Origin of the sequence: Flavobacterium hydrophilum, from assembly GCF_003202405.1 — a bacterium.
Classification (GTDB): Bacteria; Bacteroidota; Bacteroidia; order Flavobacteriales; family Flavobacteriaceae; genus Flavobacterium; species Flavobacterium hydrophilum.
In genome coordinates this window covers 224,336-241,949 of sequence record NZ_QJHL01000003.1, presented here as the reverse complement: position 1 = coordinate 241,949, position 17,614 = coordinate 224,336, and the positions used below count along the sequence as shown (strand labels likewise).

Genomic DNA, 17,614 nt, shown 5'->3' with positions numbered 1-17,614 from the left:
AATAAGTTGGTGGCAATTTTAACATCAGAATTTAATGAGACATTTAATTTTATCATTCTGCTTTCTTCTAATTTTAGCTTGTAATAAAAAGGTTGAGACTAAAAAAAGCAACACAAATGATTCTATCGTTGTCCATAACGAAGACGAAATGTATAAAGCACAAAATGGAAAGATCAAAGTCATTGATACTACTTGTATTAATGAACAAAAACGTGCTCTTAATGATATTAAAAACGGTAAAACTGTGTACTATTTCTTTAATGGAATGACTGAAATGTATCGTAGTAATAAAGAAATGGGGCAGATATTATCAAAATACAAAATAGAGATAGATTCAGCAATGACAAGTTGTATAGCCCCGCCCAAAGGATTTACAAGAAATTGCTACATTTCTATAATGAGAAATGAAATTGAAAAGAGACATGGAAAAAAATTTATTGATTCTATTAGAGTTTTAGCCGAGAAACAGTATGCCGAAAATCATCCAAATATCATTTTTGATTTTGAAGAATGTGACACAATTTCGAGGTATCCCGGCACGAAAAATTATAGAGACTTCTTCCATAAACCTGACATGGATTTTTCAAAAGTATTCAAGTATCCTATAGGTTATAAATACAAAACAGGGAAATATTTTTCAAGTACTGACGTAAGCTTTGTTTTGATGAAAAATGGTGAAATTAAAAACATTCAAACCGATGTCACTTTTCAAAATCCTGAAAACTTAAAATTTGAAAATTATTTCAGAAAAAAAGCTGAAGAATTTGTAAAAAACATAAAATGGATTTCTGCAACAAAAAAAGGAATTAAGGTAAATAGTAAAGTGAATTTTATCTACTTCCATAAATAAAAACTGCCTACAACACGCGTTTGGTGAGATTGCAAATTTTGTAGTAAATTCACGTTTACATTTCATAAGAAATTTTATCTTAACCGAAAGAACTAGATTACGAAGTTCGCAACCAAGCGCCAGAACGTTATAAGCGAGCAAAACTCAGACTCGAATTAGAACTAGTAAATTATGCAACAAAGCGATAAATATAGCGGACTTTCTTGGATGACTGAAGAATTAAAAAGTCAATTGATACTTAGAGATAAAATTGTTTTAGAGCAAGATTTTGATTCACTCTTTCAATTAAAGGACAATTCAGATTTTTCTATAGCGTTACACGAGATTCTAATAAATAAAAACGAAAAATCTCCTGAAAAACTTAACTCAATTGAACTGAATTTATTTCTTTGTATGCATATAGAAAACGCAGGACAGGCTGATTCTATTCTCAGTTTTTTGCAAGAATGGTATCCACAATATTCTAAAGAAGTTGTAAATGCATTAAATGAGATTGGAGCTGTAAAATCTTCTGAAATAATTAGACAAGCAGTCGAACTATTACCAAAAAATGGTAGTTGGTTTTTCGATAGTTCAGATGAAAAAACTGAAAGTTTGATGGAAAAAATGGATAGAGAATTTTCAAGCTATCCTGATGGATTATTAAAAGATTTGTATAGAAATTATGCAGAGAATAATAAAAGTAAAATTTTAATTAACCGAACATAAATTACCTGCCTATAGCAGCTACAACTGATTTGGGAAATTGGCTCAATCGGAAGATGGTTTTGTATTTGGGATGATTTGCTTCGCCTGTTCGCTATCGCTCGGGTGGCAAATCCGAAAATAGGGCTTTAATTTAATCCCAAACCCGCTGTAGTGCCAGAACGTTAGGTACATGCTAAAAGAACTTAAGTGAAAAAAGACATCTCTATTCAAAATATAACAATTGCGTCGATAAAACGTTCTGCGATGGATATTGATACTTGGGAATATTCTAAAATTTCAGCAGAAACTGAAAATAAGTATATTGACTTTGAATTGGATAAAAATGAGCTTCCAATCTTTGAAATAAAAAGCCAAACTAAACATACTTTAATAACAACTCGTCAAATTTTAGAGATAGAAAATAACAATCTTAAATCAATAGATTTTGAATCAATTGATGATGTTATTTTTGGAGATTTTAAAGGCACTGTAAATAAACCAAAATTATCAATCTTTAGAATTATTGATATTTACGGAGAACAAATTGATTTTCAAATGGAAACAGGAAAAGCTTCAATCGGATTAATTAAAAGTGTAAATACTGTTATAAATTTAAAAAGGGAATCTTTACATGAATAGTAAAACTCAAAAATGTGACGAATGTAAAAGTCTTTATTTTTCAGAATCATCAGAAATGACCTCTTTATGTCCTGAATGCTCATTTTATTTGTATGGAAAGAAAAATTGTGAGCACAAATTTGAAAATGACAGATGCATAAACTGTTATTGGAATGGAAAATCATCCAAATATGTTAATAATTTAAAAAGCGATAAATAGCCTGTACCTAAATGCTACAACGAATTTGGTCAATTGACTGAATAGAAAAATGGTTTGTATTTGGAATGATTTGGTAAATCCGATCACATGGATTTACAAGTACAAATTAATTCAAAAATCGAACTCTGGTTTTAATTGTGAATTGTAATTAAGTTAAAAATCTTTATAAATATTTTATGCCCAAATATCTTTTATTCATTTTGTTATTTCTTTTTATTTCCTGTAATTATCAAAAACCCCAAAAAGACAAATATCCTGAAATACTAACATTCTCTGAAATCGCTTCAAATCCTGAAAAATTGAATTTGAAATTATTTAGTGGAAAAAATGAAGATATAGAAGCTGTTTTTATTACAGAAAACAAATGCATTACAGTGAGTTATGTTAGTAAGGATAATAATGCTGCATCTTCGGACTCTATTGTTATTTCAGATTATACTAGCCTTAAAAATTGCAAAAAATATTATTTTAAAATCAATCAATCCAACAACGATTCTATACAAAATGAAGCTGACCCAAAACCAAAAAATATTAATTTGTATGGTACAGAAATGATTGATGATGTAATCTACACACTAAATCATAAATTTTCGCCTCCAGATTATAATCCTCAACTCCTGGATTCAAAGTTTTGGGAAAATAGAGGTGATGAATTAAAAGTATATAATACCGCAAGTACCTATAATGAAGAAGATGTTTTAGAACCGTTTGAAAGTATCGTCATCGGGAACACTACACTCTGTGGTGGCGGAAGGCTAGGCGGGTCAATAATTTGCCCTGTTTATCTGGATTATTTTAAAATTTCTTCACTCAAAAAAACAGTTTATTTTAAAGAAGTAAGTTCTTATAATAATTTTAAAATTTTAAATATTTTTGGTGAAAATTGTTTGCTATATCTTCCAGGAATAAATAAAAACACCAGTTTATTTATAATTAATCAATAAGAATTTTTTAATACTCTATGAAAAGCAAATATTTCTTTCTATTATTTGGCTTACTTTTTAACCTGAGATTTTCTCTCAATAAATAAATTTTAAAATTATTTTGGAAACATTTTCAGATTTTTACAATTCACTATCAGTAGAATGGCCTTTTCTTTTTTTTATGATGTTTATGAGTATGGGTGTCGCCATTTTTCATACACTCATTATCGGAGAATTATTCAATATTAACTTTAGACCAAAGTGGCTGTTCTTTATAGTAAATCCTGCTTTAATTGCCATTGCCGGATTAGTTGATGTAAAACTTGGTGTACTAGTTTTTATTATTCTGTTCCTTTCTGTTTTTGTTTTAGGAATCCTCGGAATGATTATTTCTTCAATAAGTGATGGTTATAAAAGAGTCAAAAGAGAAGACAAAGAGCGTGTAAAAATGGGCAAAAAACCACTTCCCTGGTGGATTAAAATTTTGGGTTCATTATCAACTTTATTTTTTTTCGGTTTTATGCTTTCGCTGGGGCCTGCCTATTTCATCATTATTATTTTTATAATTTTACCATTCCTGACGTCAATTTTTAAGAAAAGCAACAAAAAAATATTTTATAAACTACAGCGTGTTTTGCCAACCTCCAATATCCGTTCTGTAGCCATGGGATTGGCCGAAATTTCGGGAAAGGCAAAAACGATCGACACAAATGTTTCTCGTATTAGTTCAAAAAACTGCATTGGTTTTTATTATACCATAGAAAGTATATCTACAGACAGTGATGGTGATAAATCTTATTCATTGGAGTTTTCTGAAACGGTCTGCAATCCATTTTTTTTGGAAGACAACTCTGGAAAAATAAAAGTAATGCCTTCGGAAATAGAGTTTATAGATTTTGGTATTGATGAACAGTACCATTCTGCTTTAAAGCGATATACCCAATACCTCCTGGTAGAGAATCAGGAAGTTCTGCTAATTGGGAAAGCCGGATTGGGCAAAAACAACGAACCTGTTTTTGAAAAAGAAGAGATAAAAAATGTTTTTGGTATGGCACCTGTAGCAAGTGTGGCAAATTATAATGAATGGAGCCCTATTATGCAATCGGCTGGGTATTTCATTTATTTTTGGGTTATTACAATTGCGCTCCTATTAATCACGCCCATCAATTTAAAAAATAACACCATTGAATTTGGTGAGATTAACTGGAAAATTCCGTTTCAGGATTCAAGGCCAATTAATTCAATTGATGATTTTTATGACATGCTTGATGATAGTTATAATAGAAAGGAAATAGCACCTCAGGAAGTTCAGGATACTCAAAAAGCAACAGAAGAAACAAAATAACCTAATTGAAATAATTAATTGAAAATAAATAAAATTAAAAAAAACAGCAAAATATGACACAAATTATAGCTTATGTAATTATCGGATTAGTGATCTTAGGACTTTTGAATGTTCTGGTATCTACCTATAACCGGTTGGTTATGCTTAAGAATAATATTGATAAATCGTTTGGAAACATTGATGTTTTACTCAAACAAAGAGCAGACGAAATTCCTAATTTAATAAAAATAGTCAAAGAGTCTGAGAAGTATGAAGAAACAACATTGACTAAACTTACCGAGCTGCGTACTCGTTTTTTGAACACTGCTGTAACAGAAGATAAAATAGCACTATCAAACGAAATTCAAAATCAAATGAAATCTATTTTTGCAGTTTCGGAAAATTATCCTGATTTGAATGCCAATAAAAGCCTTCAACTGTTACAAGATCGTGTTTCTCAAATAGAAGATGCCATTGCCGACCGAAGAGAATTGTACAATGAAAGTGTCAATATGTACAATATAGGTATTGCCGAATTCCCAAATTTTATACTAGCGAAAATAATGTTATACAGCAGTAAAAACCTTTTACAAATTAGTGAACAAGAAAAAAAATATGATGGAATTACCTTTTAACAGTATTGAAATTATACAAAGCATTGATCGCGAACCTGGTATTTTGGTGGCTTTTGCTGCCTTTCATCCTATAGCGTTGCTTTTAATATTACTCTTGCCACTTTGGATTTTAAAAAAAACAGGAGTCTATATTCCAAAAGAAACCTATGGAATTTTTGGGGTTTCTGTCACAATGATTATTATAATTGGTTGGCTTATGGGTTTCGCTTCGCAAATTTTACTGCTTTTTACGGGTGTTAGCGGACTCAGAATGTTAATGATCTATTTCTCAATGTATCTTTGTATATCAGCATTTGTAATCTTTAATGCAAAGAGTTTACAGAAGAAATTTTTGAAAGATACGAATACTAAAAACAAAAAAAACAGCTATTAAAAAATCAATATTTAGCACATACACTATAAAAAGAGGCTTTCCAAAAAGACAGGCTATTTATTTATTTTGCCAACAGAAGCATGAAGAATTTGTTGTTTAATTGTAATTTCGACTAAATAACCAGCCAGTAACAGCTACAACGGATTTGGGCAATTGGCTTAATGGAAAGATTGTTTTATATTTGGAAAATTTGTGTTTAACCAAAAAATCCCGGATCGTTAATGTCCAACCTCTCCAAGCGCCAAAACATACCAGCAATACAGGAAAAACCGCCCAAACAAATCAACAAATGAATTGGAATAATTATTTATTAGAACAAAAAAGTCCAGTTGCCGATTATGCACATCTAGGTGTTTTCAAAGGAGCAGTAAGAGGAATTTTTGACCTATCAACAATTCCTACTGACACGAATATTTTAGAAATGTCAACTCCATTGAAGAAATTCAAGTTGACTTATACAAACCTTTCTTCGTTAAACGCAAATAAAAATATAGAAGCAATAAGCTTAGGAGAAATCGACGATGAGCGGGTTAGTGTATTTTCAACATTACCCAATTTAAAATATCTTCAGATAAGTGTAAACAAACAAAATGAAATACCAGACCTGGCACCTTTGAAAAATCTTCAAGTTTTGGTTCTTTCAAGTATTAAAAAGGCAGAAAACATTGATTTTCTTAGAGGTTTAACCAATCTTAAAACTTTGTACATTCACGAGATAAATAATATGTCTGATTTGGAGCCATTATCTTCTCTGACAAATCTGGAAGAACTTTTTTTAAGCCACGGAAAAATGAGCGGAACGGGACAATCTGTCAAAAGTATGGAGCCAATATCAAAACTAACCAATCTGAAATATCTTGCTTTTATACTAAATGTAGAAAAGAAGAATTACGACATCACACCATTGCTATCACTTAAAAAATTGCAAAAACTTCACATTCTGCCAAGATATTTGGATACTGGTAATAGAGAAAAACTTTTAAATGACTTACCATTAATAACCGAATTATAAAAGGGCAGAATGTTCTGTTGATAACAAGGGTTTACCTTCATAAGATGCTAACTGAGTGAGATGCTGATTAATTTGGAAACCATCTGTCAATCAAAGTTTTTATCTCCAATTTCGCCTTTTCAAGAATTGAATTCAATTGGTCTCTATTTTGGTCAACCCCAAAAGCTGAAATCTGTTCTGAAGAGATACCCATAAAATCAAAATTTTGTTTTAGTGTAGAGGAAGCAAATTCCCTGATAGTATCGGAATTATTATAATCGAATCCACTGACTACTATTGATAAAGCTTTTTTATCTTTACAAAGACCGCTAAAACCTGTTTCAGGGCTAAAAGAAAATGTCTTATCACTAACCACAATAGCATCTATCCAGGCCTTTACTGTTGCCGGCATTGAAAAATTGTAGATAGGAAAAGCCAATACAATATTATCAGCAGCAATAACTTCCTCTATAAGCTTATGATGATTAGATAGCGTTAAGAGTTCTGTTTCCGAAAAGTCTCTTTTACCCATATTCCATTGCATTATTAAATTCAAATTTTTCTCTAATAATAATTCTGGTGGAGTTTCAGCTAAATTTAAATGCTTAATTTCTGTTTTTCCTTTTGCCAGTTCCACAAATTCATCAAATAAATTTTTTGTGTAAGAGCCTTTTCTGGGTGTATAATTTATTACTAATGTCTTTGTCATATTTTCTTTTTTTTACAAATATTTTTTACAAATATAGAGCCAGCACATTGATAATTTTAATTATTTTTGTTTGCTTATTTATAATATATGTTATGATTAATTTAGAATGGTTGCGAACATTCAGCGCTATATATGAATGTAAAAATATAACAGAAGCTTCAAAAAAATTAAATATGACGCAACCTGGAGTCAGTAAACATTTATCTGCCCTGGAAAGCCATATTGGAAAAAAACTATTTGAAAGAACCACCCGTAAATTAGAACCTACCGAATATGGAAAATTTTTATATTCACAAATTAATAATCCACTAAGTGAATTAGAAAAAGTAGAATATTATTCAGGTAAAAGAACAAAAAAACAACGATCTGCAATAACAATTGGTTGTACCACAGACTTTTTCAGGAAAGAATTAATACATCATATTTATACTTTTGACATGTATATAGTAACCCAATTTGGAAATGAAAAAGAATTGATTGAAGCCCTTGAAATGGAAAAAATTCAATTATTGGCTGGAATAAAAAAACACGATACTTACGACCACCAATTCACATACCTAAAGAATGAAGAGTTAGAATTAATTTGCTCCAATTCTATTGTTATTCCAGAGAATATTGAAAAAAATGATACCCAATTCATCACATGGCTACAAAAGCAAACCTGGTTTACCTATGACAATAACCAAAATGATATAAAAAAGTTCTGGGATTCAAGATTTAATACTAGTCCCAGAATAGTTCCAAGATATATATTACCCTCTTATCTGGACATAATAGAAACTTTAAAAAACAATAGCGGATTTAGTATAGTTCCTAAACATTTATGTGAAGAAGAGGTAGACAAAAATTTAATTAAAGCACCAATTAAGTCTTCTAAAATAATAGAGCAAAAACTATTTTATTCATTCAAGCTGAAGAATAATAACCTGAAAGAAATTAACCTTTTTATAGAGAAGATGAAAAAAACTAATTTATCTCCTTATTAAGTTTTCGCATATTCCTACAAGCACTAACACATGTTTGTGACTATTGCGGAATTTAGTGGAATTATCGGTTTCAATTCGTATTTTCGTTTAAACCGAAATGCTCGGTTTCAAAATTCCCAAACACGGCAAAGTGCAAAAACGTTACCGGACATTGAAATGGCTAAGATCACTAAATGTAATTTCTCAGGAAGAATATCATCAAAAGTATAATGAACTGCGAAAACTTATTTTACCTGAGAAAAAAGTTATTGGTTTTGAAAAAACAACATCCTTTAGCAGGGGTTTCAAGCAAGAGGAAAAAATATTTAACTCAAAACAATTATCAAATGAAAAACAGTTTATTTTATTTTTTACTTTTATTTGTAGTGATTGCTAACGCACAAAAGAATGAGTTCAAAAATCAGGACGAGCAAGAAAATGCTTTGGCAGAACAATTTTTTGAAAAAAAATATGTCAAGCAAAGTTTCGAAAAATTTCAAGGAAAAATAACTGTAATAGACAAAACTAATATTACGTTTAATAACAAAACTTTGCAATTTTGGGATATTAAACCGGAATTATTACAAATGTTTACAGAAGGTATTTTCTATCCACAAATTTTACTTGGCAAAGAAGAAAACAATATTATTAAATCAGAATCTGAACTGTTAAGCGAAAGGGAATCAGCATTATATAACTTTAAAAGAAATGACAAATTAAGAGTTTCAAATTTTGAAGAATTAGTTTCTTTAAGTAAATCGCCAAAAGTAAAAAGATTCAGATTTCTGAACTATAGTTTTGCTCCAATGAATCCGCAAGTCTATTTTATAGAATTGACCAACGAAAACGCAACAGAAAATACCGACTTAAATTCTTTTATTAAAGGCGCAAAATTAACTTTTGTATGCTTAGGCTGGCTTACGACCTAAACATCTGAAAAATTAGGTGAGTTTCAAAACATTTCTTGTAATTTCAGATTAACCATTTTTAGGTAATTTACATCAAATTTTAAAGCAATGGGAAAAACCACCTCTATAGCTTTAGGAAATCCCCATCAAACGAGCACCAGACTGAATTAATTAATATATTTATATTCAAAATCAATGAAAAGACAATTTAAAATTATTACTCTATTTGCATTTCTAATATTTAACAATATAAATGCACAATTAAATTCAAAAACGGAAATATTGACAATTAATTGGCCAAAAGAAGAAGATTGGCATATAGTTGACCAACAAAATAATGCTACGGGCACGATGACAACGATAGTACTATTAAAAGGCAAAGAAACTATTGCAAATCATAACGAAATTGGAACAACATATATTTATCATGGTTCTTTATCTGTGCCAATAGAAACCGAAATTGAAGAATTATATCTAAGCCTCAAAAAATACGCACCGACAGCAAAAAAAACAATAATTGAAAAGGATGACAAAGCAAAACACCCTTGGATTATCTGCAAAATTGAAAGCCCGGAGAAATCTATGATTCACTATGCTATCCAAGGAAAAAATGAATCCTATTCTAATTTCTGGTCAACTAAACAAAATGAGATAACACCAGAGTCTCAAGAAAAATGGGTTGAAATCTTTAAATCTTCAAAAATAATATTGGAGTAAAAAACATATGTCAACTCCCCATCGGGTGCTCGTTTAGAACGAGTGCGTACATAAGTTAAAAGATAAATTGTAGCGTTTGCAACGCAACTATTAAAACAAAATTTTCTTTAAGATTGTTATCAAACAACAAACTATTAAATAAAAAAACTATGGCACTTATCAATCCACACATTAATTTTAATGGCAATGCTCAGGAAGCTTTTGAGTTTTACAGAGCTGCATTTGGCGGAGAATTTTCAAAACTGGTCCGTTTAAAAGATTTAGCAGGCCCTGATTTTCCGGTAGCTGAAAATGATGAAAACAAGATTATCCATATTTCTTTGCCTATTGGCAAAAGCAACAGGCTGATTGGAAATGATGTCCCGGAATTTTTAGGAAAAGTAAACGAGAATGAAAACAGAAGCAAAATTTCCATAACTGCAGAAAGCAAAGAAGAAGCCGACCAATTATTTCATGCTCTTTCAGCCGGAGGAGAAATAGAAATGCCAATTGCCGATAGCCCGTGGGATTCCTATTTCGGGATGTTCAGGGACAAATTTGGCATTGAATGGATTGTAGAATTTGACCCAAATTACAGCGGAAAGATTTAAGGGGTACAAAAAGCCAAATATTCCTGCTTCAAATTAATAATCGAACTCCGTTTTAGTTATTCAATCCTCAACTTCGTACCTTTGCAGCCTTGGTAAAACCAAAAAGCAATAAAGAGACAACATGATCGAAGATAAAAACCCACAACGTACCAGTATAGCGCAGTTAGGCGAATTTGGTTTAATTGAACACTTAACCAAAAATTTTGATGTTAAACAAGAGTCAACCTTAAAAAGCATTGGTGATGATGCTGCGGTTCTTGATTTCAAGGATAAAAAAGTAGTGGTTTCAACTGATTTACTGATTGAAGGTGTACATTTTGATTTGGCTTACATGCCCTTGAAACATTTAGGATATAAATCGGTAGTGGTAAATGTGTCCGACATTTGTGCCATGAATGCCAAACCAACGCAAATAACAGTTTCTGTAGCCGTTTCTAATCGTTTTCCACTGGAAGCCTTAGAAGAATTGTTTGAAGGAATTACACACGCTGCAAATGAGTATAAAGTTGATGTTATTGGTGGTGATACGACCTCATCTCAAAAAGGTTTAATTATCAGCATCACAGCAATTGGCGAAGCTGATGCAGATGAAATTGTGTATAGAAACGGAGCAAAACAAACTGATTTATTGGTTGTTACCGGCGATATTGGTGCTGCCTACATGGGATTGCAGGTTTTGGAACGTGAAAAACAGGTGTTTCAGGTAAACCCAAACAATCAACCGGATTTGGATCTTTACACTTATTTGATTGAGCGCCAACTGAAACCTGAAGCCAGAAAAGATGTTCGTACTCTACTACATGCTCTTGAAATAAAACCTACTTCGATGATTGACATTTCTGACGGACTTTCATCTGAAATTATTCATTTGTGCAAACAGTCAAAAGTAGGTTGTAATCTATATGAAGACAAATTGCCGTTAGATCCTCAGTTTATTTCGACCTGCGAAGAGTTTAATATTGACAGCACAACGGTAGCTATCAATGGCGGAGAGGATTATGAACTGCTGTTTACAATCGACATTAATGATTTTGACAAAATAAAAGGGAATCCAAACTTTTCTATCATTGGTCACATGGCAGATGAAAGTGAAGGAATTCATTTGGTAACCCGTGCCAATACCAAAATCGCTTTAAAAGCTCGTGGCTGGGATGCCCTGAGCGAAGAAGTTTAACAGAATCACATAAAAAAATCCAAATCCCAATAATATAAACATTGGAATTTGGATTTTTACTTTAGAAAAGTCCTTTGCTTTTGGCTTCTTTTACTAAATCTTCATCAGAACCTGATTTTATTTTAAGCAGTTCTTTTAGTCCTTTTTTTCGTCTTCTGATTGCGTTTATCGAAATAGGAATATAGTGCGGCATTTCTTCCTCAGTAGTTCCTTTAGACAGATGAAATAAAATCTGCTTATCAAATTCATCAATTTCAATGGAATTATGAGGCGACTGATTGAGCATTTTCTGAACCGACTGACTGTAATATTTGTCGCTTTTCATTACTTTATCAAAAGCATAAAGCAATTCATCAAATGTCAGGTCATTTTTAATAATCAGGCCGTTGGGCTGTATGGTACGGATGATGGTTTTAATTTTCAGTAATTCAGTATACATCGTCAGCAAAATAATTTTACAGTTTGGCATATAATCCAAAATTAATTTTGCAATATCTTCTCCTGAAAAAATTTCCTTTTCATCATAAGCAGGCATGCTGATATCTAAAAAAGCAATATCAAAAGGAAGGGTTTCAGGATTCGTAATAATTTCATAAGCCGATTTACAATCTTTTGCCTGAGAAATCAAAAACTCATGGGTTTCAGGATGATAACGTGTTATAGCATTTTTATAACCCTCAATAATAAACGGATGGTCGTCTACAATTAATATATTGCTTATTTGTTTAAGCGGTGGTGGTAAATCAGCTTTCATTATGAATTTTATTTATTTTTTGATCTATTGGTATCTTTACTAAAATAGTAGTTCCTTCACCTCTTGCCGAGTTTATTTCGACATTTCCGCTGCATTCTGCTGTTCTGTACATAATATTTTGCAGCCCGATCCCTTTCTTTGTTTTATGAGTATTAAACCCTATTCCATCATCTGATATTGATAAAACTAAATAATTGATCTCACTTTTAAGTTCTACAGTAATTGTTTTTGCCCGGGCATATTTATTACCGTTTTGAAGTGCCTCCTGAATTATCCTGTATAAATTAATTTTCACAATATTGCTTACCAGATCCCATTTGATATTGGAATCAATATTATAAACCAATGTTGTATTAAATGTATTGGTTTGATTTTGAAACAGCTTTTCTAAAATGGCAACAAAATTATTAATCAGTCCGGATTTTTCTTTGTTCAGATCGTGAGAAATTTCCCTAATATCCTGTTCAATTTCTTTTAATTCAAGCAAATATTTTTTTCTTTTGTCCGTCGCAGTTTCTTCATCTAATTTATCAAGACTGTCTAAACTGATTCTGACACCAAACATTCTTCCTAAAACACCATCATGCAGTTCCTGGGCAACTTTTTTCTTTTCCCTGATTCGCATTGTTTCGATTGCATTTTGCTGCGAAATCATCAAATTATAAATATCTTCATTCGCAATTTGCTGTTGCTGCTTAAAAAGCAATTCCCTGTTTCTTGCCTGTTGCGTTTTGTAAATATAAAAAAACAACCCTATAAGTGTGAGAATACTAAAAACATAAACCAAAGTCCTGTTCTGTATTTCTAAACTCGAATTTTCGCTTTTTATTTCATTGGTTTCATATTCTATTCGGGTAAATTTATCCCCCATTTTACGTTCTGCCTTTTGCAGACTATCATTTATACGAATATAATCTTCTGAAAATTTTGAAGCTTTTTTGGGATGAATTAAAGATAACTGCTTTAAAGCGACCAGCACATTACGAAAATTTTTAGTACGTTTTGAAACTATAAGTGCCTGGCCTGAATAGTGCAAAGCTCTTGCTGTATCCTTTATAGAAGCAAAATATTCTGACAAATGCATTTTACTTGCCGTTATACCTGCTGTCAATTGTAAACTGTCCCTTATTTTAAGTGCTTTGTAAAATAAGCCCGGAAGTTCTTTGTTCTCATTTAATTTAAACTGGGAATATGCTAAATTATCCATCAAAATAGCATACAATTCAGGTTTTTGATTAAACAGGTTTTTCTCTTTTAATCCTTCCTGAAAATAAAAATTAGCTTTTTTGTAATCATTAAGATTTTGATAAACAAATCCTATATTATTTAATGAAGTTGCTTTTGACTGAAACTCGACAGGAATAATTTTATCATCTATACTGGCAATGGCCTTATTATGAAATTCAATAGCTTTTTCGTAATCTCCTAATTCATTATATATTACACCCAATAAATTATAAGCGTCATACAAAATATCATTATTATTACTTCCCTTAATGACCCTAAGTGCATTAAATACAGCTTTCTCACTTCCATAAAAATCACCTTCATTAAATTGCAATAACGCTTTACTAAGTCTGGTTTTGGCTAAATTATAAAATGAATTCGATTGTGAATAAAGTTTTTCGGCCTTGTAATAATACAAAAATGCGCTGTCTGAAACGGCCTGAGAACTGTAATAATCGCCTAAATAAGTGTAAGCTTTAGACATTGAAACTGAATCCTTTGCCTTTTGAGCATTTTCTAAGACAATTTTAACCGTTTTATTGTAATTATTCCAATCTCTCATATTGAAATAACGATTGGCGACTTTAAAAAGGTTTACCCTTTTAATAGAATCGTCGGGCTGGCTCATAATGACCTCAAAGGCTTTTTGATTGTATTTTTGTTTTATTTGTACAGGCAATTTGTATTCGTTTGCCAGAGACAAATACAAATCAAGACTATCTCTCGATTGACTAGATATACGAGTACTTTCGTTTTGCTTCGTACAACCAATAAAAAATATAAGTAATATCAGATAGTTTTTTTTCAATTTTGTCTTAAAAGTTTACTCAAAAATACAAAACTATCTATTAGGCATAAAGAAAAAGGCTGTCTAAATTTAGACAACCTTTTGTATATTGAAATGAATTATAAGCAATTAATCCACTTTTCTGCTTTGTCCAACTGACTGATTCCCATCAATTGACAATAATGTAGTTTGATTTGATAAATCTGAGCCCATCATATCCACTTTTCTGCTTTGGCCAACTGATTGATTTCCATCAATACCAACTGTTGTATTACTTATTAAAGTATCATTAGTAGTTTCAGAAGTATTAAAAGAAGTTAATACCATTACTAAAGAGAATAATCCTGTTGTTAAAGCTAATTTTTTCATGATTGTTGTGTTTATATTGTTATACTTTTTTACTTTTTTTTATCCCGTTTCGTTCGGAATTCTTTTGTAAAACTAAACAGTAAAGCGCAACAATTACCTTAAAAAAAGGCGTTTATGGTCAATGCTACCCGTTCATGAGTGGATGTATACCAAATCAGGGCAGATGGTTTATTTTAAGTTTCTATATAATTTTCATTGGCAAATTCACTAATTATGAAATCTACATTTGCTTTGTAAGACTTAGAAAACGGCAGTTTTATGGTTGTTTTTTTAATATAGCATAACGAGTTGCCTGTATGTATCCTCGAAATATAATTTCTGTTTACTATATAACTGTTGTGTATCCTGATAAATGGATTTGATAATACGGTTTCGAAGTGTTTTAAAGTTTTAAAAGCCGTAATCATTTCTCCGTTTTTCAGATGGATATCTGTAGAATTGTTATCTGCCTGAAAATAACAGATTTCATTTGAATCTATATATCGATGATCTCCATATGATTTTACACATAAAATAAAGGATTTTCGATTTTTATTCTGAGTCCCTTCCGTGTCCTGCTTTTCTTTTGGCTTCAGTTTCTGAACCAGAAGCACTTCATCTTCACTGGATAATTTATTTAATTTATGAATCAGTTTTACAAAATCTATTGCAACCAAAGGTTTAAGAAAATAATCATTTACTTCATATTGTATACAATCAAACGCTAAATCCTTGCTTTTTGTTGTAACAATAATTTTAGGCAACTCTTTCAGGTACATTAATAATCCATTAATTAAATTTAAAGAAAGACCACTTTCCTTATCTTTAGGATCTATTTCTAAAAAAATCAAATCCGGTGTATGTTTTAAAATCAGGTTCAATCCATCGGTGTAATTATTTGCAGAAGCTATAAAATTCAGCTCCGGAAACTCCTTTGCAATTGCCTTTGTTTTTTCAACAGACTCAGGATCATCGTCTAAAATAATGTAGGTATAATTCATTTTGGATTAAATTGGGGGTTAATCTATTGTTTTTGGATTGGCATTTTCTGTAAAAGAAAACATCTAAAGTTATAAAAAATATCTAAAACATTTCCTTCATTTACAGAAATAATTCAACTAATTCCATAAAAAAATCCCAAATTCACAATAGAATTTGGGATTCATATTTTTGCAATTAAAAATTTTACATTTTCATCAGCCAGTTTTTCATTGAAACTTCGTTTTCGATAATTGATTTCAAATCAGCTATAGCAACACGATCTTGTTTCATTGTATCTCTGTGACGAATGGTTACTGTTTGGTCTTCTAATGTCTGATGATCCACAGTAATACAGAAAGGTGTTCCGAGAGCATCTGCTCTTCTGTAACGACGTCCTACTGCATCTTTTTCATCGTAAGCAACATTAAAGTCCCATTTTAGATCTTCAATGATTTTCTTTGCAACTTCCGGTAAACCATCTTTTTTTACCAATGGTAAAACTGTTGCTTTTGTTGGGGCCAGAACTGCTGGCAATTTCAGTACTGTTCTTGTCGATCCGTCCTCTAAAACTTCTTCCTGCAACGATGTTGCAAAAACAGCCAAAAACATACGATCAAGACCTACAGACGTTTCTACTACATATGGAACATAGTTTTCATTCAGTTCCGGATCAAAATATTGCAGTTTTCTGCCTGAATATTGTTCGTGTGCTTTTAAGTCAAAATCGGTACGGGAGTGAATTCCCTCTAACTCTTTGAAACCAAATGGGAAGTTAAATTCAATATCTGCTGCAGCGTTTGCATAGTGCGCTAATTTTTCATGATCGTGAAAACGGTAGTTTTCTTTTCCTAATCCTAAAGACAAATGCCATTTCAAACGTGCTTCTTTCCAGTGGTGGTACCATTGCATTTCTTCACCCGGACGTACAAAAAACTGCATTTCCATTTGTTCGAATTCACGCATACGGAAGATGAATTGTCTTGCAACGATTTCATTTCTAAATGCTTTACCCGTTTGAGCAATTCCAAAAGGAACTTTCATACGACCTGATTTCTGAACATTAAGGAAATTCACAAAAATACCCTGAGCTGTTTCAGGACGCAAATATAAATCCATTGCAGAATCTGCAGAAGCTCCAAGTTTTGTTCCAAACATTAAGTTGAATTGCTTCACATCTGTCCAGTTTCTTGAACCGGTTTCAGGATCAGCAATCTCCAATTCTTCGATTAAAGCTTTTACATCCTGAAGATCTTCGCTCATCCCTTTTGCAAGTCTTGCCAAAATTTCTTTCTTTTTTGAAAGATATTCTACAACACGTGCATTTGTACTAACAAATTCTTCTTCATTAAAAGCATCTCCAAATCGGGCTCTTGCTTTTTCGATTTCTTTTTGAGCTTTCTGATTTAACTTTTCAGCATAATCTTCAACCAAAACGTCAGCTCTATATCTTTTTTTCGAATCTTTATTATCAATCAAAGGATCATTAAATGCATCAACGTGGCCTGAAGCTTTCCAGGTTGTTGGATGCATCAATATTGCAGCATCAAGGCCGACAATATTCTCATTCATCTGAACCATTGATTTCCACCAATATTCACGGATATTCTTTTTTAATTCGACACCATTTTGTGCATAATCATAGACAGCACTTAATCCGTCGTAAACTTCGCTTGACGGAAAAATAAATCCGTACTCTTTTGCGTGCGAAACCACATTCTTAAATAAATCTTCTTGTTTTGCCATAGTGATGCAAAAATATAAAAAGTGAGTTTAAAAAAAAGAAAAATAGTTGAAGATTGCCTCCTGATTTTTAATTTTTTAGTAATGAATCCT

At 31.5% G+C, this 17,614-nt stretch carries 19 protein-coding genes; 13 read left to right on the top strand and 6 right to left on the bottom strand.

What is annotated here, in order from left to right; all coding sequences use genetic code 11:
• Positions 1-34 precede the first annotated feature (34 nt).
• From DMB68_RS14100 to DMB68_RS14060, 8 genes are all read left to right on the top strand, one after another.
• A complete protein-coding gene (locus DMB68_RS14100) occupies positions 35-850 on the top strand; it encodes a hypothetical protein (protein WP_110347319.1) in 816 nt (271 codons plus the stop codon).
• Positions 851-1,021: 171 nt separating this feature from the next.
• Complete coding sequence (locus tag DMB68_RS14095; protein ID WP_110347318.1) at positions 1,022-1,558, top strand: DMP19 family protein; 537 nt, start codon at positions 1,022-1,024, stop codon at positions 1,556-1,558.
• Between the two features lie 186 nt (positions 1,559-1,744).
• Entirely contained in the window at positions 1,745-2,176 is a 432-nt protein-coding gene (locus DMB68_RS14090; RefSeq protein ID WP_124019435.1) for a hypothetical protein, read from the top strand.
• 375 nt (positions 2,177-2,551) lie between these two features.
• Positions 2,552-3,319, top strand: a complete 768-nt coding sequence (locus tag DMB68_RS14080) for a hypothetical protein (RefSeq protein WP_110347315.1) — start codon at positions 2,552-2,554, stop codon at positions 3,317-3,319.
• A gap of 100 nt (positions 3,320-3,419) precedes the next feature.
• Positions 3,420-4,643 carry a hypothetical protein gene (locus DMB68_RS14075; RefSeq protein ID WP_124019434.1) on the top strand — a complete coding sequence of 408 codons (1,224 nt, stop codon included), beginning with the start codon at positions 3,420-3,422 and terminating at the stop codon, positions 4,641-4,643.
• A gap of 53 nt (positions 4,644-4,696) precedes the next feature.
• Positions 4,697-5,257, top strand: a complete 561-nt coding sequence (locus DMB68_RS14070; RefSeq protein WP_110347313.1) for a LemA family protein — start codon at positions 4,697-4,699, stop codon at positions 5,255-5,257.
• The gene (locus DMB68_RS14065; RefSeq protein WP_165830141.1) at positions 5,238-5,630 is read left to right on the top strand and encodes a hypothetical protein; all 393 of its coding nucleotides are present in this window, start codon (positions 5,238-5,240) and stop codon (positions 5,628-5,630) included. The genes DMB68_RS14070 and DMB68_RS14065 overlap by 20 nt, the downstream gene beginning before the upstream one ends.
• Before the next feature lie 289 nt (positions 5,631-5,919).
• Positions 5,920-6,642 carry a leucine-rich repeat domain-containing protein gene (locus DMB68_RS14060; protein ID WP_110347585.1) on the top strand — a complete coding sequence of 241 codons (723 nt, stop codon included), beginning with the start codon at positions 5,920-5,922 and terminating at the stop codon, positions 6,640-6,642.
• Between the two features lie 67 nt (positions 6,643-6,709).
• Here the strand turns inward: DMB68_RS14060 and DMB68_RS14055 are convergent, their stop codons facing one another.
• The gene (locus DMB68_RS14055; RefSeq protein WP_110347311.1) at positions 6,710-7,330 is read right to left on the bottom strand and encodes an FMN-dependent NADH-azoreductase; all 621 of its coding nucleotides are present in this window, start codon (positions 7,328-7,330) and stop codon (positions 6,710-6,712) included.
• A gap of 92 nt (positions 7,331-7,422) precedes the next feature.
• On the opposite strand from DMB68_RS14055, the gene DMB68_RS14050 reads away from it, so the two are divergent.
• The 5 genes from DMB68_RS14050 to thiL all read left to right on the top strand — a co-directional run bounded on the left by DMB68_RS14050 (position 7,423) and on the right by thiL (position 11,684).
• Positions 7,423-8,316 (top strand): LysR family transcriptional regulator, encoded by an 894-nt coding sequence (locus tag DMB68_RS14050; protein WP_165830140.1) that lies wholly within the window; start codon positions 7,423-7,425, stop codon positions 8,314-8,316.
• Between the two features lie 326 nt (positions 8,317-8,642).
• Complete coding sequence (locus DMB68_RS14040) at positions 8,643-9,224, top strand: hypothetical protein (protein ID WP_110347308.1); 582 nt, start codon at positions 8,643-8,645, stop codon at positions 9,222-9,224.
• 174 nt (positions 9,225-9,398) lie between these two features.
• Positions 9,399-9,920, top strand: a complete 522-nt coding sequence (locus tag DMB68_RS14035; RefSeq protein WP_110347307.1) for a hypothetical protein — start codon at positions 9,399-9,401, stop codon at positions 9,918-9,920.
• Positions 9,921-10,069: 149 nt separating this feature from the next.
• Complete coding sequence (locus DMB68_RS14030; protein WP_110347584.1) at positions 10,070-10,510, top strand: VOC family protein; 441 nt, start codon at positions 10,070-10,072, stop codon at positions 10,508-10,510.
• A gap of 121 nt (positions 10,511-10,631) precedes the next feature.
• Positions 10,632-11,684, top strand: a complete 1,053-nt coding sequence (gene thiL, locus DMB68_RS14025; RefSeq protein ID WP_110347306.1) for a thiamine-phosphate kinase — start codon at positions 10,632-10,634, stop codon at positions 11,682-11,684.
• Positions 11,685-11,745: 61 nt separating this feature from the next.
• Here thiL and DMB68_RS14020 read toward each other — a convergent pair whose 3' ends face one another.
• The 5 genes from DMB68_RS14020 to DMB68_RS14000 form a co-directional block, all read right to left on the bottom strand.
• Entirely contained in the window at positions 11,746-12,438 is a 693-nt protein-coding gene (locus tag DMB68_RS14020) for a response regulator (protein WP_110347305.1), read from the bottom strand.
• Positions 12,428-14,473: an ATP-binding protein gene (locus tag DMB68_RS14015; protein WP_110347304.1), complete on the bottom strand. Its 2,046-nt coding sequence runs from the start codon at positions 14,471-14,473 to the stop codon at positions 12,428-12,430. The genes DMB68_RS14020 and DMB68_RS14015 overlap by 11 nt, the downstream gene beginning before the upstream one ends.
• 108 nt (positions 14,474-14,581) lie before the next feature.
• Positions 14,582-14,821, bottom strand: a complete 240-nt coding sequence (locus tag DMB68_RS14010) for a hypothetical protein (RefSeq protein ID WP_110347303.1) — start codon at positions 14,819-14,821, stop codon at positions 14,582-14,584.
• A gap of 173 nt (positions 14,822-14,994) precedes the next feature.
• The gene (locus DMB68_RS14005) at positions 14,995-15,801 is read right to left on the bottom strand and encodes a LytR/AlgR family response regulator transcription factor (RefSeq protein WP_110347302.1); all 807 of its coding nucleotides are present in this window, start codon (positions 15,799-15,801) and stop codon (positions 14,995-14,997) included.
• Between the two features lie 184 nt (positions 15,802-15,985).
• Positions 15,986-17,524, bottom strand: a complete 1,539-nt coding sequence (locus DMB68_RS14000; protein ID WP_110347301.1) for a glycine--tRNA ligase — start codon at positions 17,522-17,524, stop codon at positions 15,986-15,988.
• Between the last annotated feature and the right edge of the window lie 90 nt (positions 17,525-17,614).